Annotated in this window: 21 protein-coding genes; 15 read left to right on the forward strand and 6 right to left on the reverse strand. The window is 65.4% G+C overall.

The genetic code is table 11. The features are described 5' to 3' along the window. Nucleotides 1-116: 116 nt before the first annotated feature. The 6 genes from O0881_RS01510 (at nucleotide 117) to O0881_RS01535 (ending at nucleotide 7,203) form a co-directional block, all read left to right on the forward strand. Nucleotides 117-1,505 (forward strand): TIGR03013 family XrtA/PEP-CTERM system glycosyltransferase, encoded by a 1,389-nt coding sequence (locus tag O0881_RS01510; protein WP_289909780.1) that lies wholly within the window; start codon nucleotides 117-119, stop codon nucleotides 1,503-1,505. Next, complete coding sequence (gene prsK, locus O0881_RS01515; RefSeq protein ID WP_289909782.1) at nucleotides 1,502-3,553, forward strand: XrtA/PEP-CTERM system histidine kinase PrsK; 2,052 nt, start codon at nucleotides 1,502-1,504, stop codon at nucleotides 3,551-3,553. The genes O0881_RS01510 and prsK overlap by 4 nt, the downstream gene beginning before the upstream one ends. 12 nt (nucleotides 3,554-3,565) lie before the next feature. Next, nucleotides 3,566-4,921, forward strand: a complete 1,356-nt coding sequence (prsR, locus tag O0881_RS01520; protein WP_099664108.1) for a PEP-CTERM-box response regulator transcription factor — start codon at nucleotides 3,566-3,568, stop codon at nucleotides 4,919-4,921. A gap of 94 nt (nucleotides 4,922-5,015) precedes the next feature. After that, entirely contained in the window at nucleotides 5,016-5,459 is a 444-nt protein-coding gene (locus O0881_RS01525; protein ID WP_289909783.1) for a hemerythrin domain-containing protein, read from the forward strand. Between the two features lie 35 nt (nucleotides 5,460-5,494). Next, complete coding sequence (locus O0881_RS01530; protein ID WP_289909784.1) at nucleotides 5,495-6,415, forward strand: hypothetical protein; 921 nt, start codon at nucleotides 5,495-5,497, stop codon at nucleotides 6,413-6,415. Between the two features lie 218 nt (nucleotides 6,416-6,633). Next, the gene (locus O0881_RS01535) at nucleotides 6,634-7,203 is read left to right on the forward strand and encodes a DUF1439 domain-containing protein (RefSeq protein WP_289909786.1); all 570 of its coding nucleotides are present in this window, start codon (nucleotides 6,634-6,636) and stop codon (nucleotides 7,201-7,203) included. A 4-nt stretch (nucleotides 7,204-7,207) separates the two neighbouring features. On the opposite strand, the gene O0881_RS01540 is transcribed toward O0881_RS01535, so the two are convergent. Beyond that, on the reverse strand, nucleotides 7,208-7,444 hold the full coding sequence (locus O0881_RS01540; protein WP_289905587.1) for a hypothetical protein: 237 nt from the start codon (nucleotides 7,442-7,444) through the stop codon (nucleotides 7,208-7,210). Nucleotides 7,445-7,685: 241 nt separating this feature from the next. Between O0881_RS01540 and O0881_RS01545 the strand changes: the two genes are divergently transcribed. Further along, nucleotides 7,686-9,734: a M13 family metallopeptidase gene (locus tag O0881_RS01545; protein ID WP_289909788.1), complete on the forward strand. Its 2,049-nt coding sequence runs from the start codon at nucleotides 7,686-7,688 to the stop codon at nucleotides 9,732-9,734. Nucleotides 9,735-9,767: 33 nt separating this feature from the next. On the opposite strand, the gene fdx is transcribed toward O0881_RS01545, so the two are convergent. From fdx to lpxO, 4 genes are all read right to left on the reverse strand, one after another. Next, on the reverse strand, nucleotides 9,768-10,100 hold the full coding sequence (gene fdx / locus O0881_RS01550; protein WP_289909789.1) for an ISC system 2Fe-2S type ferredoxin: 333 nt from the start codon (nucleotides 10,098-10,100) through the stop codon (nucleotides 9,768-9,770). 89 nt (nucleotides 10,101-10,189) lie between these two features. Continuing rightward, nucleotides 10,190-10,822: a carbonic anhydrase gene (locus O0881_RS01555; RefSeq protein WP_099664103.1), complete on the reverse strand. Its 633-nt coding sequence runs from the start codon at nucleotides 10,820-10,822 to the stop codon at nucleotides 10,190-10,192. Between the two features lie 43 nt (nucleotides 10,823-10,865). Continuing rightward, nucleotides 10,866-11,279, reverse strand: coding sequence for a DUF6331 family protein (locus O0881_RS01560; protein WP_289909790.1), 414 nt, complete (start codon nucleotides 11,277-11,279; stop codon nucleotides 10,866-10,868). 83 nt (nucleotides 11,280-11,362) lie between these two features. Then, on the reverse strand, nucleotides 11,363-12,262 hold the full coding sequence (gene lpxO / locus O0881_RS01565; protein ID WP_099664101.1) for a lipid A hydroxylase LpxO: 900 nt from the start codon (nucleotides 12,260-12,262) through the stop codon (nucleotides 11,363-11,365). Nucleotides 12,263-12,405: 143 nt separating this feature from the next. On the opposite strand from lpxO, the gene O0881_RS01570 reads away from it, so the two are divergent. The 3 genes from O0881_RS01570 to O0881_RS01580 all read left to right on the forward strand — a co-directional run bounded on the left by O0881_RS01570 (nucleotide 12,406) and on the right by O0881_RS01580 (nucleotide 15,330). After that, nucleotides 12,406-12,840 (forward strand): hotdog fold thioesterase, encoded by a 435-nt coding sequence (locus tag O0881_RS01570; RefSeq protein WP_099664100.1) that lies wholly within the window; start codon nucleotides 12,406-12,408, stop codon nucleotides 12,838-12,840. Nucleotides 12,841-13,106: 266 nt separating this feature from the next. Beyond that, entirely contained in the window at nucleotides 13,107-14,687 is a 1,581-nt protein-coding gene (locus O0881_RS01575) for a methyl-accepting chemotaxis protein (RefSeq protein WP_289909791.1), read from the forward strand. A 106-nt stretch (nucleotides 14,688-14,793) separates the two neighbouring features. Continuing rightward, the gene (locus O0881_RS01580; protein ID WP_099664098.1) at nucleotides 14,794-15,330 is read left to right on the forward strand and encodes a CPBP family glutamic-type intramembrane protease; all 537 of its coding nucleotides are present in this window, start codon (nucleotides 14,794-14,796) and stop codon (nucleotides 15,328-15,330) included. A 111-nt stretch (nucleotides 15,331-15,441) separates the two neighbouring features. On the opposite strand, the gene O0881_RS01585 is transcribed toward O0881_RS01580, so the two are convergent. Next, the gene (locus O0881_RS01585; protein ID WP_289909792.1) at nucleotides 15,442-16,935 is read right to left on the reverse strand and encodes an MFS transporter; all 1,494 of its coding nucleotides are present in this window, start codon (nucleotides 16,933-16,935) and stop codon (nucleotides 15,442-15,444) included. Between the two features lie 109 nt (nucleotides 16,936-17,044). Between O0881_RS01585 and O0881_RS01590 the strand changes: the two genes are divergently transcribed. From O0881_RS01590 to O0881_RS01610, 5 genes are all read left to right on the forward strand, one after another. Continuing rightward, the gene (locus O0881_RS01590; RefSeq protein ID WP_289909794.1) at nucleotides 17,045-17,965 is read left to right on the forward strand and encodes a LysR family transcriptional regulator; all 921 of its coding nucleotides are present in this window, start codon (nucleotides 17,045-17,047) and stop codon (nucleotides 17,963-17,965) included. 291 nt (nucleotides 17,966-18,256) lie between these two features. Then, complete coding sequence (locus O0881_RS01595) at nucleotides 18,257-21,295, forward strand: calcium-binding protein (protein WP_289909796.1); 3,039 nt, start codon at nucleotides 18,257-18,259, stop codon at nucleotides 21,293-21,295. An 89-nt stretch (nucleotides 21,296-21,384) separates the two neighbouring features. Beyond that, nucleotides 21,385-23,571, forward strand: a complete 2,187-nt coding sequence (locus O0881_RS01600; protein WP_289909798.1) for a type I secretion system permease/ATPase — start codon at nucleotides 21,385-21,387, stop codon at nucleotides 23,569-23,571. Further along, a complete protein-coding gene (locus tag O0881_RS01605) occupies nucleotides 23,568-24,911 on the forward strand; it encodes an HlyD family type I secretion periplasmic adaptor subunit (RefSeq protein ID WP_289909799.1) in 1,344 nt (447 codons plus the stop codon). Before O0881_RS01600 ends, O0881_RS01605 begins: the two co-directional genes overlap by 4 nt. Continuing rightward, nucleotides 24,901-26,340 carry a TolC family protein gene (locus tag O0881_RS01610; RefSeq protein ID WP_289909801.1) on the forward strand — a complete coding sequence of 480 codons (1,440 nt, stop codon included), beginning with the start codon at nucleotides 24,901-24,903 and terminating at the stop codon, nucleotides 26,338-26,340. Before O0881_RS01605 ends, O0881_RS01610 begins: the two co-directional genes overlap by 11 nt. Nucleotides 26,341-26,383 lie beyond the last annotated feature (43 nt).

Raw genomic sequence — 26,383 nt, forward strand, 5'->3', positions numbered from 1 at the left:
TAGCTGGGGCCGTAGCTTGTGGCGTATCAATGTCTTCGTGGAACAGTTCGCCATGATGGCAGGAGAGCAGCAGGCCGCCTTGTGCGCGGCGTGTCGCCTTTGCCGCAGGAGGCCCCATGATCCGCATCTTCAGCCATTACGTCTCGAAAACAGCGTTTATCTTGCTGTTGCTGGAAATCCTGATCCTGCTGCTCTCGGCCACTCTGACGTCGCTGCTGTGGCTGGCGGATGGCAGCCGCCTCGTGCGGGCGAGCGAGGTGTATTTGTCGTCCTCGATCTTTGCCCTGGTCATCGTTTTCAGCATGAGCGCGCTGGGCATGTACCAGCACCGCTCGCGTGAAGACATCCGCAACACCTTGCTGCGCATCCTGCCGTCGTTCGCGCTGGGTTTTGCCGTGCTCAGCGTCTTGATCCGCTTTATTCCTTCCTTGCATTTCGGGCGCGGCAGCGTGCTGATCTTCGGCCTGGGCGCCATCGGCGTGCTGCTGGCGCGCCTGGTGGTGTTCAAGTCCTCGCAATCGGCGCTGATGGAGGGACGGCTGATCCTGGTGGGTGGCGGGGCGCTGGCGCGCGAATGCATGGACTTGGCGGCGAGCAAGATCGGTTTCCACCAGTTTACCGTCGTCGGCTGCATCGACGTGGCTGGCGAGCAATGTTGCGTGCCGGCTTCGGCCTTGCTGCCGGCGGAACCGTCGCTGCTGGCCATGGCCCAGCGCCATGCGGCGCACGAGATCGTCGTCTCCGTCAGCGACCGGCGCAATGGTGCGTTTCCGGCCAAGCAACTACTGGAATGCGCGCTGGGCGGCGTGAAAGTGATCGACGCGGCCACGTTTTTCGAGCGCGAAGCGTGCCAGATCCGCATCGATTCCTTGCAACCGAGCTATCTGATCTATGGCGGCGGCTTCGACCAGAGTTTTTTCCGTGCCGCCTCGAAGCGGCTGTTCGACCTGGCCGCCAGCGGCGTCATCTGCCTGGCGGCGCTGCCCGTGATGCTGGCGACGGCCGTGTGCATCCGCCTGGAAGACGGCGGCCCCGTGTTTTACCAGCAAGAGCGGGTGGGGCGCGACGGCTTGCCCTTCAACGTGCTGAAATTTCGCAGCATGCGCTGCGATGCGGAACGCGATGGCAAGCCCATCTGGGCGCTGGACAACGATGCGCGCATCACGCGCGTGGGCAAGCTGATCCGCAAGCTGCGCATCGACGAGCTGCCGCAGATGCTCAATGTGTTTCGCGGCGAGATGAGTTTCGTGGGGCCGCGCCCCGAGCGCGCCTACTTTGTCGAGCAATTGAAGCAGCAGGTACCGTACTACAACATTCGTCACAGCATCAAGCCAGGCATCACGGGCCTGGCGCAGGTGCGCTATCAATATGGCGCCTCCGTCGACGATGCCGTCAAAAAACTGCAGTACGATCTGTATTATGTGAAAAACAATAGCCTGTTCCTCGACTTGCTGATCTTGCTCGACACGGTGCAGGTGGTGCTGTTTGGCAAGGGCAGCCGATGATGCGGGCGCAGTCGGACTGGCTGGCGGCGGCCGATGCGGCGGCCCTCAGCCACGGCCTGGCATCGCTGGCCTTCTTCGTGCTGGCGCTGCTGCTCATCAGCAACTGGCGCGCGCGGCAAAACGTGCGCGCCTTGCTGGTGGCCTGCCTGGCGACGGGCGGCTGGGCGACGGGCACGGTGGTGCTGGTACTGCTGGGACGGCGCGCGGCGCTGGCCGGCGATGCGCTGGAACTGCTGCGCACCCTGGCCTGGCTGGTGTTCTTGCTGCTGCTGATCGAACCGGCGCGGTCCCGTTTGCGCCTGGTGCTGGCCGGCATCACCCTCACGGCGCTGGCGCCCTGGCTGCTCTCCATGGCCTCGTCCTGGCTGGCGCTGCCTTTGCCTGCGCGATTCATCGCCAGTGTCTGCCGTTTGCTGCTGGCCGTGCTGGGCATGTTGCTGGTGGAACAGTGGTACCGCAATACGCCGCCCTTGAAACGCTGGGGCATCAAGTTTGCGTGCCTGGGTGTGGGTGGCCTGTTCGCCTACGATTTCTATCTGTACAGCGACGCCTTGCTGTTTCGCGCGGTCAACGACGACATATGGGCCGCGCGCGGCATCGTCGACGCCCTGTGCGCGCCGCTGTTGGCCATCTCGGCCGCGCGCAATCCCGGCTGGGCGCTGGGCTTGTCCGTGTCGCGCCAGATGCTGTACCGCTCGGCCGCCTTGCTGGGTTCGGCCATCTATTTGCTGGCCATGGCGGCCAGCGCCTACTATTTGCGCTACTTCGGCGGCACCTGGGGCTCCTTGATGCAAATGGCTTACCTGGGCGGCGCGGCCTTGCTGCTGGCGGGCGTGCTGTTTTCCGGCAGCTTGCGCGCCAAGCTGAAGGTGACGATCAACAAGCATTTCTACAATGCCATCTTCGATTATCGCGAGGAATGGCTGCGGTTTACGCGCGCGCTGTCCGAAGACGGGCCTGACCTGGGCGAACGCACGATACAGGCCATGGCGCAGCTGGTGGAAAGCCGCGCCGGTGCGCTGTGGATCTTGCGCGAGCAGGACCGGTTCGCGCCGGCGGCCAGCTGGAACTGGCCGCCGGGCACGTGGAGCGAGCCGGCGTCCGGCCCCCTGTGTCAGTTCCTGGAAGCAAGACAATGGGTGATCGACGTGCCCGACTGGGTGCAGAATCCGGACCAGTACGGCGGCTTGCCGTTGCCGCCCGCGCTGCTGGCGCTGCCCGACGTGTGGCTGCTGGTGCCCTTGATGCTGCACGGCCAGCTGTTCGCCTTTGTCGCGCTGGCGCGGCCCCGCACGCGCATCGGCCTGAACTGGGAAATCCGCGACGTGCTGAAAATTGCCGGCAGCCAGGCCGCCAGCTACCTGGCGCACCGCGAATCGCTCGCCACCCTGACGGTGGCGCGCCAGTTCGATTCGTTCAACCGCATGTCCACCTTCATCGTGCACGATCTCAAGAATTTGGTGTTCCAGCTGTCGCTGCTACTGAGCAATGCGGAAAAGCACCGCGCCAATCCCGCCTTCCAGGAAGACATGCTGGGCACTTTGGACCATTCCGTGCAGAAAATGAAGACCCTGCTGCAGAAACTGGCGCGCGGCGAAGCGCCGGAAGCACCGGCGCCGCTGCTGCTGGACGGCTTGCTGCGCCAGGCTGTGGCGGCCAAGGCCAGCCTGGCGCCGGCCCCGTGCCTGGAAATCGTCGACGGCGAACTGACGGTGCTTGCCAACCGCGCGCGGCTGGAGCGGGTGCTGGGCCATTTGATCCAGAACGCCATCGAGGCCACGGCCAGCGACGGCAAGGTGGCCGTGCGCTTGCGGCGCGTGCAGCATACGGCCGTCGTCGAGCTCGACGATACGGGGCAGGGCATGAGCGAACAGTTCATCCGCGAACGTTTGTTTACACCGTTCGACACGACCAAGACGGCGGGCATGGGCATCGGCGTGTTCGAAAGCCGCGAATACCTGCGCGAAGTGGGCGGCAGCCTGGAAGTGCGCAGCGAGCCGCAAGTGGGCACGACGTTTCGCGTGATCCTGCCGCTGCATGCGGCATAGCAAAGGAGTGCCATGGGCAAACAGAAACTGCTGGTCATCGAAGACGATCCCGGCCTGCAAAAGCAGTTGCACTGGAGTTTTGACGGTTACGACGTTTTGCTGGCGGGCGAGCGCGAGGCGGCGCTGGCGCTCGTGCGGCGCCACCAGCCGGCCGTGGTGACGATGGACCTGGGCTTGCCGCCCGATCCGGACGGCGCCACGGAAGGCCTGGCCACCCTGCAGCAAATCCTCGCGCTGGCGCCGGACACGAAAGTCATCATCCTGTCGGGCAACCAGGAGCGGGCGCATGCCTTGAAGGCCATCGCGCTGGGCGCCTACGATTTCCACCAGAAACCGTTCGAGGCCGACATGCTGGGCCTGGTCATCGCGCGCGCGTTTTACTTGCACGCGATGCAGCAGGAAAACCGCCGCATGCTGCAGACGCAGGCCGATTCTCCCCTGGCCGGCATCGTCAGCCGCGATCCCGGCATGCTGAAACTGTGCCGCAACGTGGAAAAAGTGGCGCCCTCGTCGGCCAGCGTGATGCTGCTGGGCGATTCGGGCAGCGGCAAGGAGTTGATCGCGCGGGGATTGCATGCGCTGTCGAGCCGCCATGCGCAGCGTTTCGTTGCCATCAATTGCGCGGCCATCCCGGAAAACCTGCTGGAAAGCGAGCTGTTCGGCTATGAGCGGGGCGCGTTCACGGGCGCGGCGCGGCAAACCCTGGGCAAGATCGAACTGGCCCACGGCGGCACTTTCTTTCTCGATGAAATCGGCGACATGCCGATGCCGCTGCAGGCGAAATTGCTGCGCTTCCTGCAGGAGCGGGTCATCGAAAGGGTAGGCGGGCGCGCCGAGATCGCCGTCGACGTGCGCATCGTCTGCGCCACGCACCAGGACCTGAAGGTGCTGGCGGAACAGGGACGTTTCCGCGAAGACTTGTTTTACCGCCTCAGCGAAATCGTCTTGCGCATTCCGCCCTTGCGCGAGCGGGCCGGCGATTGCACCTTGCTGGCGCAGCATTTCAAGAACAAATTCTGCGCCAGCGAGGGCCGCAGCAACCTGCATTTCAGCGCGGGCGCGCTGCAGCTGATCGAAAGCTATGGCTGGCCCGGCAATGTGCGCGAAGTGGAAAACTGCATCAAGCGGGCCGTCATCATGTGCGACGGGCCGCAGATCGCCGCCGACGACCTGGGCTTGCCCGCCAGCGCCCGGGCGGCGCCCCCGGACGAGCCGCTGAACCTGCGCCAGGCCCGCGAAGGGGCCGAATACAAGGTGATGGTGCGCGCGCTGGCGCGGGCCGACGGCAATATCGCCAAGGCGGCCGAGCTGCTGGGCGTGAGCCGGCCCACCCTGTACGACCTGATGGGCCATCACGGCATCAAGTAGGCGAATGTATTAAAAATCAAGATTGTGTAAGGCGTCGCACATACGCTGGCGCCGCCGTGGCGCATCCTTGCCTCATCCACAACGAGGAGGCGCCATGAACGCGATCAGTTTATTGATGCAGGACCATAAGGCCGTGAAGGCTTTGTTTGCACAATATGAAGGCTTGAGCGACCGCTCATTTGCCACCAAGAAAAAGCTGGCCGATCAGATCTGTCAGGAATTGACCGTGCACACGCAGTTGGAAGAAGAAATCTTTTACCCGGCCGTGCGCCGCCCCATCCACGATGGCGACCTGATGGATGAAGCCCTCGTCGAGCACGCGAGCGCCAAGGAACTCATCGCGCAGATCGAAGCGATGGACCCTGCCGACGACCTGTACGACGCCAAGGTCAAGGTGCTGTCCGAGCAGATCGAGCACCACGTCAAGGAAGAAGAGGGCGACATGTTTCCCAAGGTGCGCCACACGGCCGTCGACCTCGATGCGCTGGGCAAGGAAATGGCCGCGCGCAAGGAACAGCTGACGGGCGTCGCCGCCTGACCGGCTTAAACAATCAACAACCAAGGGAGTATTTCATGCAAGCTACACAACTGTCCGTCTCGGACTTGAACAATCCGGGCGTCTCCTGGGGCGCCGTGCTGGCGGGCGCTGCCGCTGCGGCCGCCTTGTCCTTCATCCTGCTGATCCTCGGCGTGGGCCTGGGCCTGTCGTCCGTGTCGCCGTGGTCGTTCAATGCGACAGCCATCGGCGTGTCGACCATCGCCTGGCTGGCCTTCATGCAGCTGGCCGCGTCCGGCATCGGCGGCTACATGGCGGGCCGTCTGCGCGTGAAGTGGAGCTCCATCCATACGGATGAAGTGCATTTCCGCGATACGGCGCACGGTTTGCTGGCCTGGGCCGTGGCCACCCTGATCACCGTGGCCGTGCTGGCCGGCGGCACGCGGGCCGTGCTGAGCGGCGCCATTGATGCGGGCAGCGGCGTGGCGGCTGCCATTACCCCCGCAGCGGCAGCGGGCGCAGGTGCTGCTGGCGCTGCAAGCGCCAAGCAAGGCGAGGGCAGCGGCGCCAATCCGCTCGACTATTTTTCCGACATGCTGCTGCGCGCCACCCCGGCGGCCGGGGCGGGTGAAGCGGGCGGCGTATCCGCCGGGCAGCGCGGCGAAATCGGCAAGATCTTCGCCACCGGCCTGTCCACGGGCAGCCTGGCCGCCGATGACCGCGCCTATCTGGGCCAGGTCGTGGCCAGCCGCACGGGCTTGACGCAGGCGGAAGCGGAAGCGCGCGTCGACGCCGTCTACGCCCGCGCCGCCAAGGCTGCCGCCGATGCCAAGGCGCAGGCACAGCAAGCGGCCGAGGCGGCCCGCAAGGCCGGCGCCCATACGGCGCTGTGGATGTTCGTCGCCTTGCTGCTGGGTGCTTTCGTGGCCAGCCTGGCCGCCACGTTTGGCGGCCGCCAGCGCGACCATGAGCGCGTGCTGCGCCATGTGACCATTTAATTTACCGATTAATCCACCAATTCAATCCAGGAGATTGCCATGCGTTCCATCCTCTTGCTGTTGCTGGGCATTCCATTGCCCATCGTTATACTGATCGCCCTGTTCGTGCGCTGACAAGGCCCACATGCAAACCGGCGTCCGCTGCAAGGCGGGCGCCGGTTTTTGCGTGAAAGCGGGCGCATGTGTAATATGGCGCCATCTTTCCACCGAGACTATCCATGAACGTGACCGCCTTTCGTCCCTTGCTGAAAACCGCCGCCATCGCCGCCTTGGCTTGCAGCGTGCTGGCCGCGTGCTCCACCCTGATCGGCCCGCGCGACGTGAATGTGTCGCTGAGCAAGATGCAGCAAGGCCTGGAGCGCCGCTTTCCCATCGACAAGCGGGTGCTGTCCGTGCTGGACGTCAAGCTGACGCATCCGCAATTGTCGCTGCAGCCCGAGCGCGAAAGAGTCGCCCTCAGCGTGGATGCCAGCGTCTTGCCGCCATTCATACGCCAAAGCTGGCGCGGCAGCCTGGCCATGTCGGGTCGCCTCGTGCTCGACCCCCAGCGCAACGCCGTCTACCTGAGCGAAGCGAGCGTGGACAAGGTGACCATCGACGGCATGGACGAGTCGCAGCAGCGCCAGTTCGCCAAGGTGGCCAGCCTGGTGGCCGACCAGCTCATGCATGAAACGCCGATCTATACGTTCAAACCCGACGAGCTGCGCTATGCGGGCGTGCAATTCGTGCCCACGCAGATCCGGACCACGGGCAACGGGTTGACGGTGACGTTCGAACCGGTGAAATAAAAGGCTAGGCCTGGAACGCGGGCGTGGTGATTTGCGTGGCCGTGTTGTTGCGCGGCGTCGCCTCTTCATGGAACAGGTCCGCCAGGTATTCGCATAACGCATCGCCTTGAATATCGTCGGGAATGATGAAATCGGCGGGCCTGCGCTTGCCTTCCGCGCCGAGATAGAAGGCGCGCCATGCTCCTTGTTGCCCCCGGACGGCAATCAGCGTGCCGAAAATATTGAATCTGCATTCCTGCATCAAACTTCTCCAGTCCAAGAGCCAGGTAAAAAAGGTGGTGAGCGACAGGTATGGCTATTGCCAGATGGTAACATTTGCCGATCATCGGCGCGGGCTTGAGGCGTGCTTCAACGCACATCGGCTCACCGGGATTGTTCAACCGACATTGTTTCCCCGCAAGCATGCCGACTATAATCCGACCTCTCATGCCTGGATACAGCATGTTCCCCAACATGAAGTCAAAACAATTAAAGGAATCTTCGTGAAACGTTCGCTTATCAGCGCCGCCTGCTGCGCCTTGTTCGCCTTGTCTTCGCCGTCGCTGTACGCCCAGCAAGGCGCTACCGCCGCCGCACCCGTCTCCGGCATCGACCTGAAAACCCTGGACCCGGCAGTCAGCCCCCGTGACGACTTCTACGGCTACGTCAACGGCGTCTGGACCCGCAATACGGACATCCCGGCCGACAAATCCGTCTGGGGCACGTATATCGAATTGCGCGAAATCGCGCAGGGCCAGTTGCGCGGCCTGATCGATGCCACCGTCAAGAACCCCGGCAAGCCCGGCAGCGAGGCGCACAAGATCGCCGACCTGTACACGAGTTTCATGAACGACAAGGCGCGCAATGCGGCCGGCTTCAAGCCGCTGCGCGCCGAGCTGGCCCGCGTGGCTGGCGTGAAAGACAAGAAGGATTTGCCGGCACTGCTGGCTTACCTGCAGGGCAATGGCGTTGCCACGCCGTTTTCCGCCTACGTGGCGCCCGATGCGCAAGACCCCGAGCGCTACACGGTCAACATCAGCCAGTCCGGCCTGGGCTTGCCTGACCGCGATTACTACCTGAAGGATGACGACGCCAAGCTGCAAGCCGTGCGCGCCAAATACCTCAAGCACGTCGAAACCATGCTGGCCATGAGCGGCGACAAGGCCGCTGCCGCGCACGCGGCGCAAATCCTCGACCTCGAAACGCGCCTGGCGGCGGTGCAGTGGACGCGCGTGCAGATGCGCGACCCCGTCAAATCGTACAACCGCGTCGATTTCGACAAATTCGCGGCGCTGGCGCCGGCCTTCGACTGGAACGCCTACTTTACGGCTGCCGGCCTGGCGCCGAAAGCCGCCTCGGCCGTGGTGCGCCAGCCCAGCTTCATGACAGGTTTCGCCGAGACGGTGGCCGCCGTGCCGCTGGAAGCGTGGAAAAGCTACCTGAACTGGCGCATCATCGAAAGCTATGCCTCCTACCTGGACAGCGCCGCCGTCAAGGAGCGCTTCGCCTTTGACGGCACGGTGCTGCGCGGCGTGCCGCAAAGCGAGCCGCAGTGGCAGCTGGCGCTGCGCTTCACGGATAACGCCATCAGCGATGCCGTCGGCAAGCGCTACGTGGAAATGTATTTGCCGCCGGAAACGCGGCCCCGCGTGATGGCCATGTTCGACAATTTCGTCGCCTCGTTCAAGGATGGCATCGAGCAGCTGGACTGGATGGGACCGGAAACCAAGAAGGAAGCCCAGCTCAAGCTGGCCGCCCTGAAGCCGAAGATCGCGTATCCCGCTACCTGGCGCGACTACGGCAGCATGAAGACGCAGCCGAACGACCTGATCGCCAACGTGCGCGCCGCGCGCGCGTGGAGCCGCCAGCAAAACCTGGCCAAGCTGGGCAAGCCGGTGGACCGCGACGAATGGTCGATGACGCCGCAAACCGTCAACGCCAGCTACAGCCCGGCCCTCAACGCCATCACGATCCCGGCCGCCATTTTGCAGCCGCCGTTCTTCAACGTGAAAGCGGAAGATGCCGTCAATTACGGCTTGCTCGGCATCACCTTCGGCCATGAAATCAGCCATGCCTTCGACGATTCGGGCAGCCAGTACGACGCCAAGGGCCGCTTGCGCAACTGGTGGACGGAGGAGGACCGCGCGGCCTTCAAGGCGCTGGCCGCCGGGCTCGTCAAGCAATACGGCGCCTACAGCCCCGTGCCTGGCTACCACATCAATGGCGAGCTGACCCTGGGCGAAAACATCGGCGACAATTCCGGCCTGTCGATCACCTACAAGGCGTACCAGCGTTCGCTCGGCGGCAAGCCGTCGCCCGTCATCGATGGCTTGACGGGCGAACAGCGCCTGTACATCGGTTTTGCGCAGAAATGGCGCGCGAAATTGCGTCCGGAAGCGGCCATCGCCCAGATCAAGAGCGACCCCCATTCGCCGGGCGAATTCCGCGCCAAGGGCACGGTCAAGAATCAGCCCGGCTTTTACGAAGCGTTCGGCATCAAGCCGGGCGACCCGATGTATCTGCCGCCCGAGCAGCGCGTGATCATGTGGTAGTCAGCTAGGGTAGCCGGGCAGCCGCGCCGGGGACTATTCCTTGGCGTGGTTGAGCGTGTACCTGGGCAGTTCGAGCGTCAGGTCTTCCTGCGCCATGCGCGCCTGGCAAGACAGGCGCGAGTGCGGCTGCAAGCCCCAGGCCTGGTCGAGCATGTCTTCTTCATTGTCGCCAAGTTCGTTGAGCGAGTCGAAACCCCGCACCACGACCACGTGGCAGGTGGAACAGGCGCCCACCTGGCCGCACGCGTGTTCCATGTCGATCTTGTTGAGCAGCAAGGCGTCGCAAATGCTCATGTTTTGCGGCGCGTCAAACACGGCGCCTTCGGGGGCCAGCTCGGGATGGGGTAATACGGTGATGGTTGGCATACGATAATCTCCTTGAGTACCGCTACCTTGCACCTTCCCGTCTGGACAAGGTCAAGCGCAATGTTGCGCCTGACGGGGATGGCTTGCGCCTACAGCTTCGAGGCCGGATGTTCCGCCAGCGGGACAAACTGGCCGGTAGACTCGTCGAGCGCATCGAGCGAGCCATTTTCGATGTCATACACCCAGCCATGCAGGGTCAGGCGCTTTTGCGTGATGCCCAGCGCCACCGAGGGGTGGGTGCGGATGTTGTTGAGTTGCGCCACGACATTGGCGCGCACCATGCCGTCGATGCGGTCCTGTTCCGTCGCATGCTCGATCGATTCATTGATCATGCGCGCCGCGTCAGAGTGCCGCAGCCAGTTCTTGACCGCCGGCATGTGATCGAGGCAGGTGCAGGTGGCGATGGCTTTCATCGCGCCGCAATCGGAATGGCCGCAAATGACGATGTCCGTCACATTCAGGGCCGCCACGGCAAATTCGACGGACGCGCTCACGCCGCCCGGTTCCGGGCCGAACGAGGGCACGATATTGCCCGCGTTGCGGATCACGAACAGTTCGCCAGGCTCGCGCTGCGTCACCAGTTCCGGCACCATCCGGCTGTCGGAGCAGGAAATGAACAAGGCCTTGGGCGTCTGTCCCGTGGCCAATGTCTTGAACAGCTCTCGGCGTTCAGGAAAGACTTCCTTCTGGAAACGTAGAAATCCGGCAATGATGTCGCGCATAAATAAAAGAAGAGAGTGGTGTGAACCCGTATTATCGCCTATGTCAGCGCGGCTGGCTTGCCGGTCGGCCCGTTTCAGGGGCCGCCGTGCAGCGCTCGACATGCTCGAGCAATTGCAGGAACACGCGTTTGTCGGCCATGTGGTTCATCGTGTTGCTCGTGAAGACATCGCTGGCGGCTGCTGCCACGGCGTTGCGGGCTTGCGCGCAGGCGGCGTGCAGTTGCGCGCGGTCAAGGTCTACCAGCGCCGCAGCGATGCCTTCGGGCGTGAAATCGAAGGCATCCATGCCGCAACAGCCGGCCACGCAATAGGTTTCCAGGCGGCAGATCAGCGGCCACAGGCCGTCCAGCAGGGCATCGATGTCGATGGCCTGGTCATAGCGGCCGTCAAGGCTGATGAACTCGATCCATGCATCGTCGCCGATCTGGATATCGTACTGGCGGTCGCGTTCGGTCATTTTCAGATTTTCCTGGTGAGTGGCATCGCATTATAAAAAAAACCGCCCGAAGGCGGTTTTTGTCAAAGAGGCGATGCCGGCGTCTAGATAAAGTAGATCAGCGCGATCACGCCCACGACGAGGGCCACGCGGGTGACCTGGTACGCCGTCTTGTTCCACGCCTTGAAGCGGCGGCGGTACTGGCCCATGGTCCAGGAAATCTGGAACAGCTTGCTCACGCCGCCCACCTGGTCGCCCAGCTCGTTCGGCGAGGCGGCGGCCGTCATCAGGGTGCGGCCCAGCCAGCGGTTCAGCGCTTGCGCCCAGCGGTAGCGCATCGGGCGCTCGATGTCGCAGAACAGGATGATGCGGTCGCTGTCGGCGTCGTTGCGGGCCCAGTGGATATACGTTTCATCGAACATCACGGCCTGGCCGTCGCGCCAGCTGTGGCGCTCGCCATCGACATCGATGAAGCAGCGGTCGTCGTTCGGCGTCTGCAAGCCCAGGTGGTAGCGCAGGGAGCCGGCGAACGGGTCGCGGTGCGGGTTGAGCTTGCCGCCTTGCGGCAGTTCCGCGAACATGGCTGCCTTGATCGACGGAATCGATTGCAGCAGCGCATAGGTTTGCGGGCACATCTGCTGCGCCGACGGGTGGTTCGCGTCATACCATTTCAGGTAGAAACGCTTCCAGCCATACTTGAAGAAGGAATTGAAGCCCACGTCATTGTTCTTTTCAGCCGCCTTGATCTTTTTCATTTCCTGCATGCGCAGCGCTTCATCGCGGATGATTTGCCAGTTCTGCTGCAGCGGCGCCAGTTCCGGGAATTGCTCGACGGCTAAATAGGGCGTGGCCGGCACCTTGGAAAAGGTGTGCATGAACAGGTTCAGCGGCGCCATGAACGAGGAGTGATCGAAGATCTGGCGGCGGAACGGCAGGCGCACCTTGCCACGAAAATGAATATGTAAAACAGAAAACACAAAAATGCCCAGCAAGGCCCACTTCATACACAACCTCGTTTTTAAAGAATGGGGCAATTATAACCAGTTAATGCCGGCGCCACCCCGTGCCACGGTGAAGGAAAGATGAAGCGGCGCGCGGCAGCGCTCTGTCCTACAATGGCTGTTCTCTCCACTGATATGAGGTAACGATGGAAATCTGGCACGCACCGCTCGACCTGGCCACCCTCAACGCCGCTAGTGTAGGCACGGCCATGCGCCACCTGGGCATCGAATTTAGCGCCTTCGGCCCCGACTGGATCGAAGCGACCATGCCCGTCGACCACCGCACCATGCAGCCTTTTAAACTGCTGCATGGCGGCGCTTCCGTGCTGCTGGCCGAAACCCTGGGCAGCATGGCCGCGAATGCCTGCCTCGATTCCAGCCGGCAAGTGAGCGTGGGCCAGGAAATCAATGCCAACCACGTGCGCGGCGTGCGCGGCGGCCAGGTGACGGGGCGCGCCACGCCGATCCACCGGGGCCGCACCAGCCAGGTCTGGGAAATCCGCATCACCGACGACGACGGCAAGCTGTGCTGCATCTCGCGCATCACCATGGCCGTCATCGATACGCCAGGCCAGCGTTAATTGTCTTTTTTGATATGCGTCAAGGCATTAAAAGTGAGCGCGTGGAATCATCCGTAACGCTGTTCGCTTATAATTCAGTGTGCTGTTGTATGGCGCAGGGTATGTCCCGCGCGCCTGCATTGCCCGAAATTAGAAGCTGACTGCCCAAAAAACGCCAGTTAGAGACCCATCCTGCGCCATGCAGGAAAGGCAACACGACGGCGAGCAGATCGCTGGTTTTTAAATAACCAGCAACAATCAACTTTATTTACAGGGCAATAACAACAATGATGTCATTCAATCGTTTGACGATAGGCGCGCGCCTGAGCGCAGGCTTCGGGCTGCTGGTGGTATTCATGCTGGTGCTGGCGGCTTTCGCGCTGCTGCGCATCGGCGCCATCTCCGGCGCCATGGACGCGCAAGACAAAGTCCAGCTGGAAAAACTCGAACCGCTGTACGTGGCGCGCGAAGCGCTCGACCAGACGGGCCTGGCCGCCCGCAACGCGTATATCTTCCATGACCAGGCCGCCGCCGAAAAAGAGCTGGCCATCCTCGACAGCCAGAAGGCGCTGTACCTGGAAGCTCTGGCCAAGCTGGCGCCGCGGTTCGCCGGCGATCCGCAATTCGAGAAAGTCAGCGCGGGCTTGAACACCATGGCGCAGCAATTGCAGCGTCCGCGCCAGTTCCGCGCCACGGGGCAGATGGAACAGTACGGCACCTTCCTCGTCGAGGAGTGCAGCCCCCTGCGGCGCCAGATCGTCGCCGACATCGATACCGTGCTGAAAAACGTGCAGCGCGAATCGGAGCAGGCCAGCGTGGCCGCGCGCGCCATCTATGGCCAGTCGCTGCGCTGGATCGGCGTGCTGGCCGCCCTCAGCGTGCTCATTTGCATTTTTGTTGCCACCGTCATCACGCGGGGATTGCTGCGCCAGTTGGGCGGCGAACCGGGGTATGCGGCCTCGATCGCGGGGCGCATCGCGCTCGGCGAACTGGCCATCGACGTGCACACGCGCCACGGCGACGACAGCAGCCTGCTGTTTGCGATCAAGACCATGCGCGACAACCTGGCCGCCATCGTCGGCAAGGTGCGCCACGGTACGGAAAGCATCGCCACGGCTTCGACCGAGATCGCCTCGGGCAACCGCGACCTGTCGCAGCGCACGGAGCAGCAGGCCGGCTCGCTGGAAGAGGTCGCCTCATCGATGGAAGAACTGATTTCCACCGTGCGCCAGAATGCGGACAATGCGCAGCAGGCAAACCACCTGGCGCGCGAAGCGTCGAAGGTGTCGGAGCAGGGCGGCAAGGCGGTGGCCGAAGTGGTGCACACCATGAGCCTGATCAATGCCTCGTCGAACAAGATCGTCGACATCATCGGCGTGATCGACAGCATTGCCTTCCAGACGAATATCCTGGCCTTGAACGCGGCCGTGGAAGCGGCGCGCGCGGGCGAGCAGGGGCGCGGCTTTGCCGTCGTCGCCACGGAAGTGCGCAACCTGGCGCAGAGGTCAAGCGCCGCCGCGCGCGAAATCAAGCTGCTGATCGACGATTCCGTCAGCAAGGTGGGCACGGGAACCTTGCTCGTCGAGCAGGCCGGCGTCACCATGCATGACGTGGTGGCCGGCATCGGCCGGGTGACGGGCATCATGGCCGAGATCAGCCACGCCACGCAGGAGCAGGGCGCCGGCATCGAGCAAGTCAACCGTGCCATCGTCGACATGGACCGCGTGACCCAGCAAAACGCGGCCCTGGTCGAGCAGGCGGCCGCCGCCGCGCATGAATTGCAGCAGCAGGCGGCGCAGCTGGAACAGGAAGTGGGCATCTTCAAACTGGCCAAGCCGGCCAACGGCCCGCTGCGCCTGGCGGCCTGACGCCGATAGCGTGGAGCGCGGCGCGCCATGCGCCGCGCTCCACAGCCATGCGCGAACAGTCGTATTCCGCGCTACAATGAGCGCTGGATCACCGCCAGGACTACTCATGCAAGTGCGCAGCAGCCATGATCTCTCCAGCCCGGACGACGACGGCCCGGCGCCTCCCGTGCTGCAGCTGGCCCTTGCCGGCCTCGGTTGGGGGTTACTCACCTGCATGCTGTGCTTTGCCATCCTGTTCCTCACCAAATGGCTGTTGCCGCCCGAATATTGGGGCGCGCACACGGGCTTGTCCAAGTTCAAGCGCGAAATGTCGCTGCCGCTGCTGGTGTTCTGGGTCGTCATCTATTCCCCCATCCTGGAAACCTTCCTCGGCCAGCTGCTGCCGCTGGAAATCCTCCGGCGCCTGGGCGCCAGCCGCCAGCTGAGCATTTTTATCGGCGCCATCCTGTGGGCCATCGTGCATTTCATCAGCGGCGGCTTGCTGCACGCCATCGTCGCGCTCGGGTCGGGGGCCATGTTCAGCTTTGTCTACCTGCGCTACCGTGGCCCAAGTGTGGCCGTGGCCTACGCCACAACGACATTCTCGCGCGCCTGCAATAACATCGCCATCCTCGTCGCCGTGTTTTACGGCCTGGACGCCTAGGACGCCTGCCCAAACCTGCTGCGCGTCGGTATAGATGGCCTGCGATGCTCACCGTACCTGATTACGGTTGCGCTTCTCGACCACCTCTACCTTCCGCTCGCGACGGTTTTGTCAAGCGTCGTGAAGTTCTCTTTTCTTGAGTAAATACGGCACCAGCGCCGCCAGCGCCGCGGCCAGCACGGCCAGGCTATTGAGCAAATGGCGGAAAGCGGCGTCATAGCTGGCGCGCAGCAGCGCTTCCTGGCCGCCCAGCAGTTGTGTTGCCTGTTGGATATCGCCGAGCGCGGCGCGGCTGGCGGCGGCCAGCACGGGCAGGCCGGCGGGCAGCTGGTGCTGCAGCGCGGCGCCGATCAGGCTGGCCAGCACGGCGCCCGCCAGGGCCAGCGCCACGCCATCGGCGCTGATGCGCACGGTATTGAAGATGCCCGTCGCCATGCCGGCCCGCGGCGTGTCCACCACGTTCAGGGCCATGCCATCCATCAAGCCCCACGGCAAGCCGATGCCGGCGCCCACCAGCAGCAGCGGTCCCGCCAGCGCGGCGGTGCCGCCGTTGCCCAGCACTTGCGCCAGCCAGGCCAGTCCGGCGGCCGCCAGCAGCAATCCCGCCGCGCACACGGTGCCGGCCTTGAACCAGCGCAATAGCAGCGCCGCCAGCATGGGCACGACCAGCAGGGGCGCGGCCAGGGCGATCATCAGGCGGCCCGCCGCCAGCGGCGACACGCCGTCGATGCCGATGAAGCGCCCCGGCAGCATGACGATCAGCACGATGAACAAAAAGGCGGGCGAGGCGGCCAGCACTTGCACGGCGACGAAGCGGCGCTGGCGGAACAGGGTCAAGTCCAGCATGGGCCGCGCCGTCCTGCGTTCGACCGCGACAAACACGCAAAACAGCAGCGCGGACGAGGCGATGGACAATTGCACGGCCCCGTTGCGCCAGCCATGTTCCGGTGCCAGCAGCATGCCCAGGGTCAACAGGGACAGCGCGCCGCTGAAGCTGAGGGCGCCGGGCCAGTCCAGCCGGCCCTGGACACGGGGCGCATCGGCCGGCACGCTGGCCAGCACCAGCAGCGCGCCGATGGCGCCCAGCGCGGCCGTGGCGTAAAAGATGGCGGGCCAGCGGGCCAGTTCCAGCATGGCGCCGGCCGCCAGCGGGCCGAAGGCCAGGCCCAGGCCGAACGTCGTGCCCAGCACGCTCATCACCCGGCTGCGCGCCGCGCCGTGGAACAGGGGCGCCAGCGACGACATGGCGGCGGCGAACGCGGCCGCGCCGGCCAGGCCCTGCACGAAGCGCAGCGCGGCGACCAGCGCGACGGACGGGGCCATGGCGATGGCCAGGGTGGCCGCGCAAAACAGGGCCAGGCCCGCCAGCCAGACGCGGCGCCGGCCCAGCACGTCCGTCAGGCTGCCGGCCACCATCATGGCGCTGCCATAGCTGAGGATGTATGCATTGATGACCCAGTTCAGGGCGGCGGCGCTGCCGCGCAATTCGGCGCCGAGGGCGGGCAGCGCCACGGCCGGGCCCGTGAAGCACAATGGAATCAGCAAGCCCGTCAGGCAGGCGGCCAGCACTTGCGGGGCAAGCGTCAAACGTGGGGAAGAGGGCATGGAAGTGGGCTCGGAGAGAAGGAGCGGCAAGTATGGCGCGTCAGGCATTGAAGAAAAATGGGCTAAACTGATCAACATATCGGACACATTTGTCTTTAATGGGGAGCGCATGGATAGTCTCGGCGGCATCGCCATGTTCGTACAGGTGGCCGACAGCGGCAGTTTCTCGGCCACGGGCCGGCTGCTGGGCCTGTCTTCGTCGGCCGTGGGCAAGAGCGTGGCGCGCATGGAAGCGCGGCTGGGCGCGCGCCTGTTCCAGCGCAGCACGCGGCACCTGGCGCTGACGGCGGAAGGGGAAAAATTCCTGCAGCGCTGCAAGCGCATCCTGGCCGAGGTGGACGCGGCCGAGCGGGAATTGAGCGAGGCCAGCAGCGGCCCCAGTGGACGCCTGCGCATCAGCCTGCCACGCTACAGCGGCTTGTTCGAGCCGGCCATCAGCGCTTTCATGCAAGCCTATCCCGCCATCGAACTCGATCTCGATTTTTCCGACGCCATGGTCAACCTCGTCAGCGACGGCTTTGACGCGGCCGTGCGCACGGGCGAGCTGGCCGATTCAAGCCTGATGCGGCGCAAGCTATGCACGTTCCGCCGCTTGCTGGTGGCGTCGCCCGCCTACCTGGCGCGCCATGGCCGGCCCGCCGATGGCGCCGCGCTGCTGCGGCACGCCCGCCTGGACTACCGTTTTCCCGCCACGGGCCGCCTGGAGCCGTGGCCGCTGATGGATGCGCTGGCCCAGCCGGCGTCCGGCATGGTCTGCAACAGCGTGGAAATGCGCGTCTTCCTGGCCTTGCAAGGGCAGGGCATCGCCTACCTGCCCGCGTTCGCCGTGCAGCGCGAGCTGGCGGCGGGGCAACTGGTTTCGCTGCTGGACGCGCATACGCAGGCGCGCACGGCATTCTGGCTGCTGTGGCCGGCCAGCAGCCATCTGCCGCCGCGCTTGCGCGTGTTCATCGATTTCCTGGTGGCGCAGCTGCAGGACCAGACGTTTGGCGCCCGGCCGTCAAGCGAGAGCTCTACCCCAGCCGCCTGAAAACAGACGCCATCGGAGCGGGCGCGCCCGCGCGCTTCCTTCCCCGCCTCCCTTCCAGCATGCAGTGTGACATTTGCATGACAAATAACAGTGCTACACACGTTTGAACGTCAATACGGCGTGCATGCGAGGCGGCGTGCAATCGCGCGCCGTCCCTGCGCCGAAAGTGCCGGACCGTTGAAGGTGCACGCTGAACTGCAAGTGTAGGCGGCCGGAACTTTTGCCTTGCATGTCAGCTTGCGCCGACATATTCACTCTTGGTTTTGACGTTTAATGACAGGAAACTGCAACATGACTGAAAAATTTGCATCGCAAACTTCCACCGCTGCCGACGGCATGTCCGCCATCGAGGCATACCTGAACAGTGTCGCGGCCGCCCCGCAGCGCTTCATCGGCACGGCGAACGCGGATGTGCTGACCGGCACCACGGGCGCGGACGTGCTCGAAGGCCTGGCCGGCGACGACACGTACTACGTCAACGACAGCGGCGACATGATCGTCGAACTGGCCAACGGCGGCAACGATAGCGTGTACACCAGCGTCAATTACACGGTGGCCGAGAACGTGGAGAAAGTCTACCTGACCGCCGCCGGGCTGACCGTCACGGGCACTGCCAATACCAATAATATCTTTTACGTCGACACGGCCGGTGGCAACAGGATCGATGGCGGCGGCACGGGCAACTCGGTCGTGTATATCGGTTCCCGCACGGGCGTGACGGCAACGCTGCTGGGCGCGAATGACCCTCTGACGGCGCCAGCGGGCAGCGACGTGCTGCTCAACTTCGCCAACCTCATCGGCAGCAAATTCGATGATGTGCTGACCGGCAATGAACTTAAAAACAGTCTCCTGGGCGGTATTGGCAACGATACCTTGCGCGGTGGCCAGGGCGATGATCACCTGATTGGCTTGGGCGGTGACGACACCTATATTTTTGCCCGTGGCGATGGTGCAGATTTCATCACCGAAATGGCCGAAGCGGGGGCGCACAACGTCGTTTCCTTCCTGGCCGGCGTCAGCGCCGACCAGCTGTGGTTCCGCAAGGTCGGTTCGAACCTGGAAGTGAGCACCATCGGCACCGGCGACAAGATCACCATCGGCGGCTGGTACAGCGAGGGCATCGTGCCCCGCATCCAGGAATTCCGCACGGCCGACGGCCGCGTGCTGCTGGGCAGCGACGTGCAAAACCTGGTGCAGGCGATGGCGGGCCTGACGCCGCCGCCGCTGGGCCAGCTGACTTTGCCTGTCTACGAAGCCACCGTCCTGGCGCCCGTGCTGGCGCAGAACTGGCGCACCGAGGGACCAAGCCAGCCCGCCAATGGCGTTTTTACCGGCACGGCGAATCCCGACATCATCAAGGGCACGACGGGCGCCGACGTGATGGCGGGCCTGGGCGGCGACGACATTTATTACGTCAACCATGGCAACGACGTGGTAACTGAACAGCCTGGTGGCGGCCGCGACACTGTCTACACGACCGTCAACTACACCATGGCTGCCAACATCGAAGAACTGCACCTGGCCGCAGCGGGCCTGGGTGTGACAGGCAACGGCAGCGGTAACGTCTTTCACGTCGACGTAGCCGGCGGCAACTTGTTGTATGGCATCGGCAGCAATAATTCCGCCACCTATGCCGGTTCCAGGGCGGGCGCCACGGCGACCATCGCTCCCGTCGGCGGCAGTACCGCGTTCCTGCCTGGCAGCGATGTGCTGGTCAATATTTCCAGCGTGACAGGCAGCGCCTATGACGATGTGCTGATCGGCAACGAACTGGCCAACAGCCTGTCCGGCGGCCTCGGCAACGACACCTTGCAAGGCGGCCAGGGTGCCGACACGCTGGCCGGCGGCCTGGGCGACGATACCTACGTCTTTGCCCGCGGCGACGGCGCCGACGTGATCACCGAGCTTTCCGCCGACGCCGGCTACGACGCCATCGCCTTCCTGGCCGGCGTGAACATCGACCAGCTGTGGTTCCGCCAGGTGGGCGCGGACCTGGAAGTGAGCACCATCGGCACGACGGACAAGATCACCATCCGCGCCTGGAACGCGGCCGCGCCGAACATCGAGGAATTCCGCACGGCCGCCGGCCACGTCCTGCGCGGCGCCGACGTGCAATCGCTGGTGCAGGCCATGGCGTACCTGGCGCCGCCGGCGCTGGGCCAGCTGACCTTGCCTGCCGCCACGGCCGCCGCCCTGGCGCCCGCGCTGGCCCAGGCCTGGCACTTCAACGGCCCCACGCAGCCGACGGGGCAAACCTTCACAGGCACGGCGAATGCCGACGTCATGTATGGCACGGCCGGCGCCGACCTGCTGCAAGGCCTGGGCGGCGACGACACGTATTACGTCAACCACGGCGGCGATTTTATTGCCGAATCGGGCAACGGCGGCAACGATACCGTGTACACGAGCGTCAGCTACACGGTGGCCGACAACGTGGAAAACGTGCGCCTGGCCGCCGCCGGCCTGACGGTGACGGGCAGCGCCTACACCAGCAACAACTTTTTCGTCTCCACTCCCGGCGGCAACGTGCTCGACGGTGGCGGAGCGGGTAACTTGCTCAATTACAACGGCGCCAGCGCGGGCGTGACGGCCGCCTTCGCGCCCGTCGGCGGGCCGCTGGTGGCGCGTGCCGGCGTCGACGTGCTGGCCAACTTCAACGCGGTGGTCGGCAGCACCTTCGATGACGTGCTGACCGGCAACGAAATCAGGAATATCCTCGCAGGCGGCCTGGGCAACGATACCTTGCAAGGGGGCAAGGGCGACGACGCGCTCTCTGGCGCGCTGGGCAACGATACCTACATCTTCGCCCGCGGCGACGGCGCCGACACTATTTCCGAGGCTGACGAGGCGGGCAGCCGCGACGTGGTGGCTTTTCTCGCCGGCGTCAGCGCCGAGCAGCTGTGGTTCCGCCAGGTGGGCACGGCCCTGGAAGTGAGCACCATCGGCACGAGCGACAAGGTCACCGTCAGTGGCTGGTACGACAGCACGCTGCGGCGCATCGAGGAATTCCGCATGGCCGATGGCCGCGTCTTGCTGGGCAGCGACGTGCAAAAACTCGTGCAGGCGATGGCGGGCCTGACGCCGCCGCCGGCTGGCCAGCTCACCTTGCCTGCCGGCACGGCCGCCATCCTGGCGCCCGTACTGGCGCAAAACTGGCGCGCTGCGCAACAAACCCAGGCCGCCAGCTCGGGCGGCTTTGGCGGCTGGCAAGCGGATGCGGCGCAGCTGGTGCAAGCGATGGCCGGCTTTGCCGTGCCGGCGGCCGCATCGGCGCCGTGGTCGGCCCATGGCGGCCCGGCGTCGCAGATCCAGCTGGCGGCGGCCCACTAACGGCTAGCTAGCCGTATCGCCACTTACGCAGCCAGGCCGGCCTTGCACGTGCCGGCCTGGCTGCGCCATTGAATTTCTGACATGATCCGATGACCGCATTTTCATATCGCCACGATACGCCCCCCCTGGAACCTGCCGCGCCCGACACGGGCTTGCTGTCGCTGCTGCTGATGGCCAGCCTGCATGGCATTGCTGCCGACGGCGCCCAGCTCAAGCACGCATTCGGCCAGTCCGTGTTCACGCGGCAAACCGTCTTGCTGGCCGCAAAACAGCTGGGCTTGACGGCCAAGCTGGTGCGCCAGGCGCCTGAACGGCTGGCGCAGGCGCCGCTGCCGGCCATCGCCATCGGCCACGACGGCCGTTTCTTTATCCTCGGCAAGGTCGACACGGGCGACGGCGGCGTGAGCAAGGTGCTCGTCCAGCATCCGGGCCAGCCGCCGCAAATCCTGGGCCGCGACGATTTCCTCGCCATCTGGTCGGGCGAACTGATCTTTTTCACCAGCAAGGCCAGCTACGCGGGCGAGACGGCCCGTTTCGACTTCAGCTGGTTCATTCCCGCCATCGTCAAATACCGCCGGCTGCTGGGCGAAGTATTGCTGATTTCCTTCGTGCTGCAGCTGATCGGCCTGGCCACGCCCCTGTTTTTCCAGGTGGTGATGGACAAGGTGCTGGTCAACCACGCCATGCAGACCCTGAACGTGGTGGCCATCGGCCTCGTGTGCGCCATCGTCTTCGAGGCCGTGCTGGGCCAGATACGCACCTATGTCTTTGCGCGCACGAGCAGCAAGATCGACGTGGAACTGGGTGCGCGCCTGTTCCGTCACCTGCTGGCCTTGCCGATCGCGTACTTCCAGGCGCGCCGCGTGGGCGATTCCGTGGCCCGCATCCATGAATTGGAAAGCATACGCTCCTTTCTTACCGGCAACGCCATGACCCTGGTGCTCGACGTGCTGTTTTCCTTCATCTTCATCGCCGCCATGCTGTGGTACAGCGCCGCGCTGAGCGTGATCGTGCTGGCTTCGATTCCCGTGTATGCGGCCCTGTCGATGCTGCTCACGCCCGTGCTGCGGGGGCGCTTGAACGACAAATTCAACCGCAGCGCGGAAAACCAGTCTTTTCTTGTCGAAACGATCAGCGGCGTCGACACGGTCAAGGCCATGGCCGTCGAGCCCCGCTGGCAGCTGCAGTGGGAAAAGCAGCTGGCCGGCTACGTGTCGGCGGGCTTGTCGGCGAACAACATCGGCATGCTGGCCAGCGGCGGCGTCACCCTCGTGAGCAAGCTGGTGACGGCCGCCATCATGTGGTGGGGCGCCACCCTCGTCATCGACGGGAAAATGACGGTGGGCGAGCTGGTGGCCTTCAATATGCTGGCCGGACAGGTAGCCTCGCCCATCCTGCGCCTGGCGCAGCTGTGGAACGATTTCCAGCAAGTGGGCATTTCCATGAGCCGGCTGGGCGATATCCTGAATGCCCGCACGGAATCCGGCGGCCTGGGCGGCAGCCAGAAGGCGCGCATGCCGCGCATCGCGGGCGCCATCGAATTCCAGCAAGTGGGTTTCCGCTACCGGCCCGACGCGGCCGAGGTGCTGCGCGACGTGTCGATCGCCATCGCGCCCGGCGAAGTGATCGGCATCGTCGGGCGTTCCGGCTCCGGCAAGAGCACCCTGACGCGGCTGGCGCAGCGCCTGTACATCCCCGAACGGGGCAGGGTGCTGATCGACGGGCAGGATATCGCCGTCATCGACACGGCCTCGCTGCGGCGCCAGATCGGCGTGGTGCTGCAGGAAAATATCCTGTTCAACCGCTCCGTGCGCGACAATATCGCGCTGAGCGACCCGGCGCTGCCCATCGACGCCGTCATTGCCGTGGCGAAACTGGCGGGCGCCCACGATTTTATCTGCGAGTTGCCGGAAGGCTACGACACCATGGTGGGCGAGCACGGCACGGGCCTGTCGGGCGGCCAGCGCCAGCGCATCGCCATCGCCCGCGCCCTCGTCGGCAATCCCCGCATCCTGATTTTCGACGAAGCGACGAGCGCGCTCGACTACGAGTCGGAAAAAATCATCCAGGACAATATGCGCGGCATTTGCGCGGGGCGCACCGTGCTGATCATCGCCCACCGCCTGTCGGCCGTGCGCGAGGCGGACCGCATCGTCGTCATGGAGCGGGGCCAGGTGGCCGAGCTGGGCACGCACAACGCGCTGCTGGCCAGGCCGAACGGCATCTACGCCCATTTGTACGGCTTGCAGCAGGGAACGACCGGGAGCGCCGCATGAGCGCCGGCCACCGCCTGGCCGCGTATGGCGAACTGCTGGCCCGCTACGGCCAGGTGCTGCGGCACAGCTGGCGCATCCGCGCCACCCTGGGCGGACCCGTGCTGAGCGAGGACGAGGCGGCCTTCCTGCCGGCCGCGCTGGCGCTGCAGGAGCGGCCCGTGTCGCCGTCGCTGCGCTTCACGGCGCGCGTGCTGATGCTGCTCGTCGGCTGCGTGGTGCTGTGGGCCGTCTTCGGCAAGGTCGACATCATCGTCAATGCGGCGGGCAAGATCATTCCCTCCGGCAATACCAAGACCATCGCTTCCGTCGACGTGGCCGCCGTGCGCGCCCTGCACGTGCGGGAAGGGCAAGCCGTCACAGCGGGCGAGCTGCTGGTGGAGCTCGACAGCCGCGGCCCCGACGCCGAGCGCGACAAGGCTGCCGGCGACGCCGTGGCGGCCGCGCTGCAGATGGCCCGCTCGCGCGCGCTGATCGCCGCCGTCGACAGCGTGCGCGCGCCGAAGCTGGCGCCGCCCGCGGAGGCTTCCGCCGCCGACGTTGCCGCCGCGCAGGCGCATGTGGACGGCCAGTACGCGAGCTTCCGCGCCCGGCTGGCCCATCTCGACGGCGAAATCGCCCGCTATGCGCAGGCGCTGCCGCTGGCGGTGCAGCGCGCCGGCGACTACCAGGCGCTGGCGGGGACGCGCGACGTGGCTGAACACGCGTGGCTGGAAAAGGAGCAGGCGCGCATCGACCTGGCCGGTCAGCTGGCGTCGGCCCGCAGCGAACGGGCGGCGCTGGTCGCGCAGACGCGCAAGGATGCGTACGACGCGCTGGCGGAAGGCGCCAGGGTGGCGGCCGCCAGCGGCCAGGATGCGCGCCGCGCCGGCGCCCGCGGCAGCCTGCTGCGCTTGACGGCCCCCGTCGACGGCACGGTGCAGCAGCTCAAGCTGCACACGGTGGGCGGCGTGGTGCCGGCCGCGCAGGCGCTGATGCAGATCGTGCCGCGCCAGGGCCGGCTGGAAATCGACGCCATGCTGGAAAACCGCGACGCCGGCTTCGTGCAGGAAGGGCAGGCGGTCGCCGTCAAGGTCGACGCTTTCGACTACACAAAGTATGGCACCGTGCCCGCCGTCGTCAGCAGCGTGTCGCGCGACGCCATCGAGGACGAGAAGAAGGGCCTCGTGTATGCGGTCAGGATCACGCTGCAGCAGCCGGCCATCGCCGTCGACGGCAGATTGGTGCCGCTGTCGGCCGGCATGGCCGTGCGCGCGGAAATCCGCACGGGCACGCGACGGGTGATCGAATACGTGCTCTCGCCGCTGGTGCAGCACCAGAAGGAGGCGCTGCATGAACGCTAGATGCCGCGCCGCCTTGCTGGCCGCCGCCTTGCTGGGGGCCTTGCCCGCGCAGGCGCAACAGCCGGTGGAGCCCGCCGCCGCGCCATGTCCGTCCAGCTGGGAGTCCGAAGTACAGCTGACCTTACCATTGACCCTGCCGGCGGCCGTCGACCTGGCCCTGTGCCGCAACGCGCAGGTGCACGGCGCCTGGGCCGGCATCCGGCTGCAGGCGGCCGGCGTGGGCGAAGCGAGGGCAGCCTATCTGCCCACCCTGAATGGCAGCCTGAGCCGCGTGCATGACCGCACGGCCTATCCCGGCGCCAGAACGGCTTCCAGCAGCCTGGACAGCAATACGGGTTCGCTCAGCCTGTCCTGGCGTCTGTTCGACTTTGGCGGGCGCGCGGCGGGCCAGCGGTCGGCCCAGGCCTTGCTCGATGCGGCCCTGGCCAACCGCGACGCCGTGCTGCAAAAGACCCTGGCGGCGACGGTCAGCGCGTATTTCGACGCGCAGACGGCGCGCGCCAGCGTGCAGATGCGGCAGGCATACGAGGCGCTGGCCCGGGAAACGGTGCAGGCGACGCAGCGGCGCGCGCAGCGGGGCCTGGGCTCGCACAGCGACACCCTGCAGGCGACGAGCGCGCTGGCCAAGGCGGCCCTGGGCGCCAGCCGCGCCGACGGCGACGAGCGCAAGGCCCGCGCCGTGCTGGTGTACACCCTGGGCTTGCCGGCCGGCACGGCGGTGCTCGTGGACGACGACGGGGATGGCGCCGGGGCGCGCTTGAACGCGGGCTTGCGCGACGACTTGAGCGCCTGGCTGGCGCAGGCCAGGGAACGGCATCCGGCCATCGTGGCGGCGCAGGCGCAGCTGGCGGCCGCGCGCGAGCGGGTGGCCGTGGCCCGTTCGGAAGGCCGGCCCAGCATCGACCTGACGGCGAATCTGTACCAGAACGGCCGCCCCAACCAGGGCTTGTCGCCCGCTTCCACGCGCGAAACCTTGGTGGGCATCTCGCTCAACATCCCCCTGTTCGACGGTTTTGCGCGCCACTACAAGGTGCGCGGCGCGCAGGCGCAGGCCGAGCAAAGGGAGGCGGAGGCGCAGGAAGTGCGGCAGCAGACCCTGATGGACCTGGTCAGGACGCATGCGGAGGCGAGCACGGCCCTGGCCAACCTGTCCGCGGCGCAGACGTGGCTGGACGCGGCGCAGGACGCGCTGGCCAGCGTGCAGCGCAAGTTCGGCCTGGGCGCGGCGGACATCCTGGAAATGCTCAATACGCAGTCGGCGCTGCTGGAAGCGCAGCAGGAGCGAATCCGTTGCCAGGCGGAATGGCGCTCGGCCCGGCTGCGGCTGCTGGCCAGCGCCGGCATGCTGGGACGCGCCGATATCGCGCAAGAGGGTGGCGCAAGCGGCGGCACAGGCGGCGGCAAATTGCGCGCCTCGACGGCGCGATAGTGACTATGATGGAGCACTGGCCTTCCCGCACAGGGAAGGTGTT

Source organism: Janthinobacterium sp. SUN100, from assembly GCF_030397705.1.
Classification (GTDB): Bacteria; Pseudomonadota; Gammaproteobacteria; order Burkholderiales; family Burkholderiaceae_D; genus Janthinobacterium; species Janthinobacterium kumbetense.

Bases quoted from the DNA above. Each gene is read 5' to 3' on its own strand.
- O0881_RS01590 (WP_289909794.1), top strand. From the start codon at position 17,045: ATGGATAGTCTCGGCGGCATCGCCATGTTCGTACAGGTGGCCGACAGC.
- O0881_RS01610 (WP_289909801.1), top strand. From the start codon at position 24,901: ATGAACGCTAGATGCCGCGCCGCCTTGCTGGCCGCCGCCTTGCTGGGG.
- O0881_RS01525 (WP_289909783.1), top strand. From the start codon at position 5,016: ATGAACGCGATCAGTTTATTGATGCAGGACCATAAGGCCGTGAAGGCT.
- O0881_RS01530 (WP_289909784.1), top strand. From the start codon at position 5,495: ATGCAAGCTACACAACTGTCCGTCTCGGACTTGAACAATCCGGGCGTC.
- O0881_RS01595 (WP_289909796.1), top strand. From the start codon at position 18,257: ATGACTGAAAAATTTGCATCGCAAACTTCCACCGCTGCCGACGGCATG.
- prsK (WP_289909782.1), top strand. From the start codon at position 1,502: ATGATGCGGGCGCAGTCGGACTGGCTGGCGGCGGCCGATGCGGCGGCC.
- O0881_RS01510 (WP_289909780.1), top strand. From the start codon at position 117: ATGATCCGCATCTTCAGCCATTACGTCTCGAAAACAGCGTTTATCTTG.
- fdx (WP_289909789.1), bottom strand. From the start codon at position 10,100: ATGCCAACCATCACCGTATTACCCCATCCCGAGCTGGCCCCCGAAGGC.
- O0881_RS01555 (WP_099664103.1), bottom strand. From the start codon at position 10,822: ATGCGCGACATCATTGCCGGATTTCTACGTTTCCAGAAGGAAGTCTTT.
- O0881_RS01585 (WP_289909792.1), bottom strand. From the start codon at position 16,935: ATGCCCTCTTCCCCACGTTTGACGCTTGCCCCGCAAGTGCTGGCCGCC.
- lpxO (WP_099664101.1), bottom strand. From the start codon at position 12,262: ATGAAGTGGGCCTTGCTGGGCATTTTTGTGTTTTCTGTTTTACATATT.
- prsR (WP_099664108.1), top strand. From the start codon at position 3,566: ATGGGCAAACAGAAACTGCTGGTCATCGAAGACGATCCCGGCCTGCAA.
- O0881_RS01535 (WP_289909786.1), top strand. From the start codon at position 6,634: ATGAACGTGACCGCCTTTCGTCCCTTGCTGAAAACCGCCGCCATCGCC.
- O0881_RS01575 (WP_289909791.1), top strand. From the start codon at position 13,107: ATGATGTCATTCAATCGTTTGACGATAGGCGCGCGCCTGAGCGCAGGC.
- O0881_RS01570 (WP_099664100.1), top strand. From the start codon at position 12,406: ATGGAAATCTGGCACGCACCGCTCGACCTGGCCACCCTCAACGCCGCT.
- O0881_RS01540 (WP_289905587.1), bottom strand. From the start codon at position 7,444: ATGCAGGAATGCAGATTCAATATTTTCGGCACGCTGATTGCCGTCCGG.
- O0881_RS01600 (WP_289909798.1), top strand. From the start codon at position 21,385: ATGACCGCATTTTCATATCGCCACGATACGCCCCCCCTGGAACCTGCC.
- O0881_RS01605 (WP_289909799.1), top strand. From the start codon at position 23,568: ATGAGCGCCGGCCACCGCCTGGCCGCGTATGGCGAACTGCTGGCCCGC.
- O0881_RS01560 (WP_289909790.1), bottom strand. From the start codon at position 11,279: ATGACCGAACGCGACCGCCAGTACGATATCCAGATCGGCGACGATGCA.
- O0881_RS01580 (WP_099664098.1), top strand. From the start codon at position 14,794: ATGCAAGTGCGCAGCAGCCATGATCTCTCCAGCCCGGACGACGACGGC.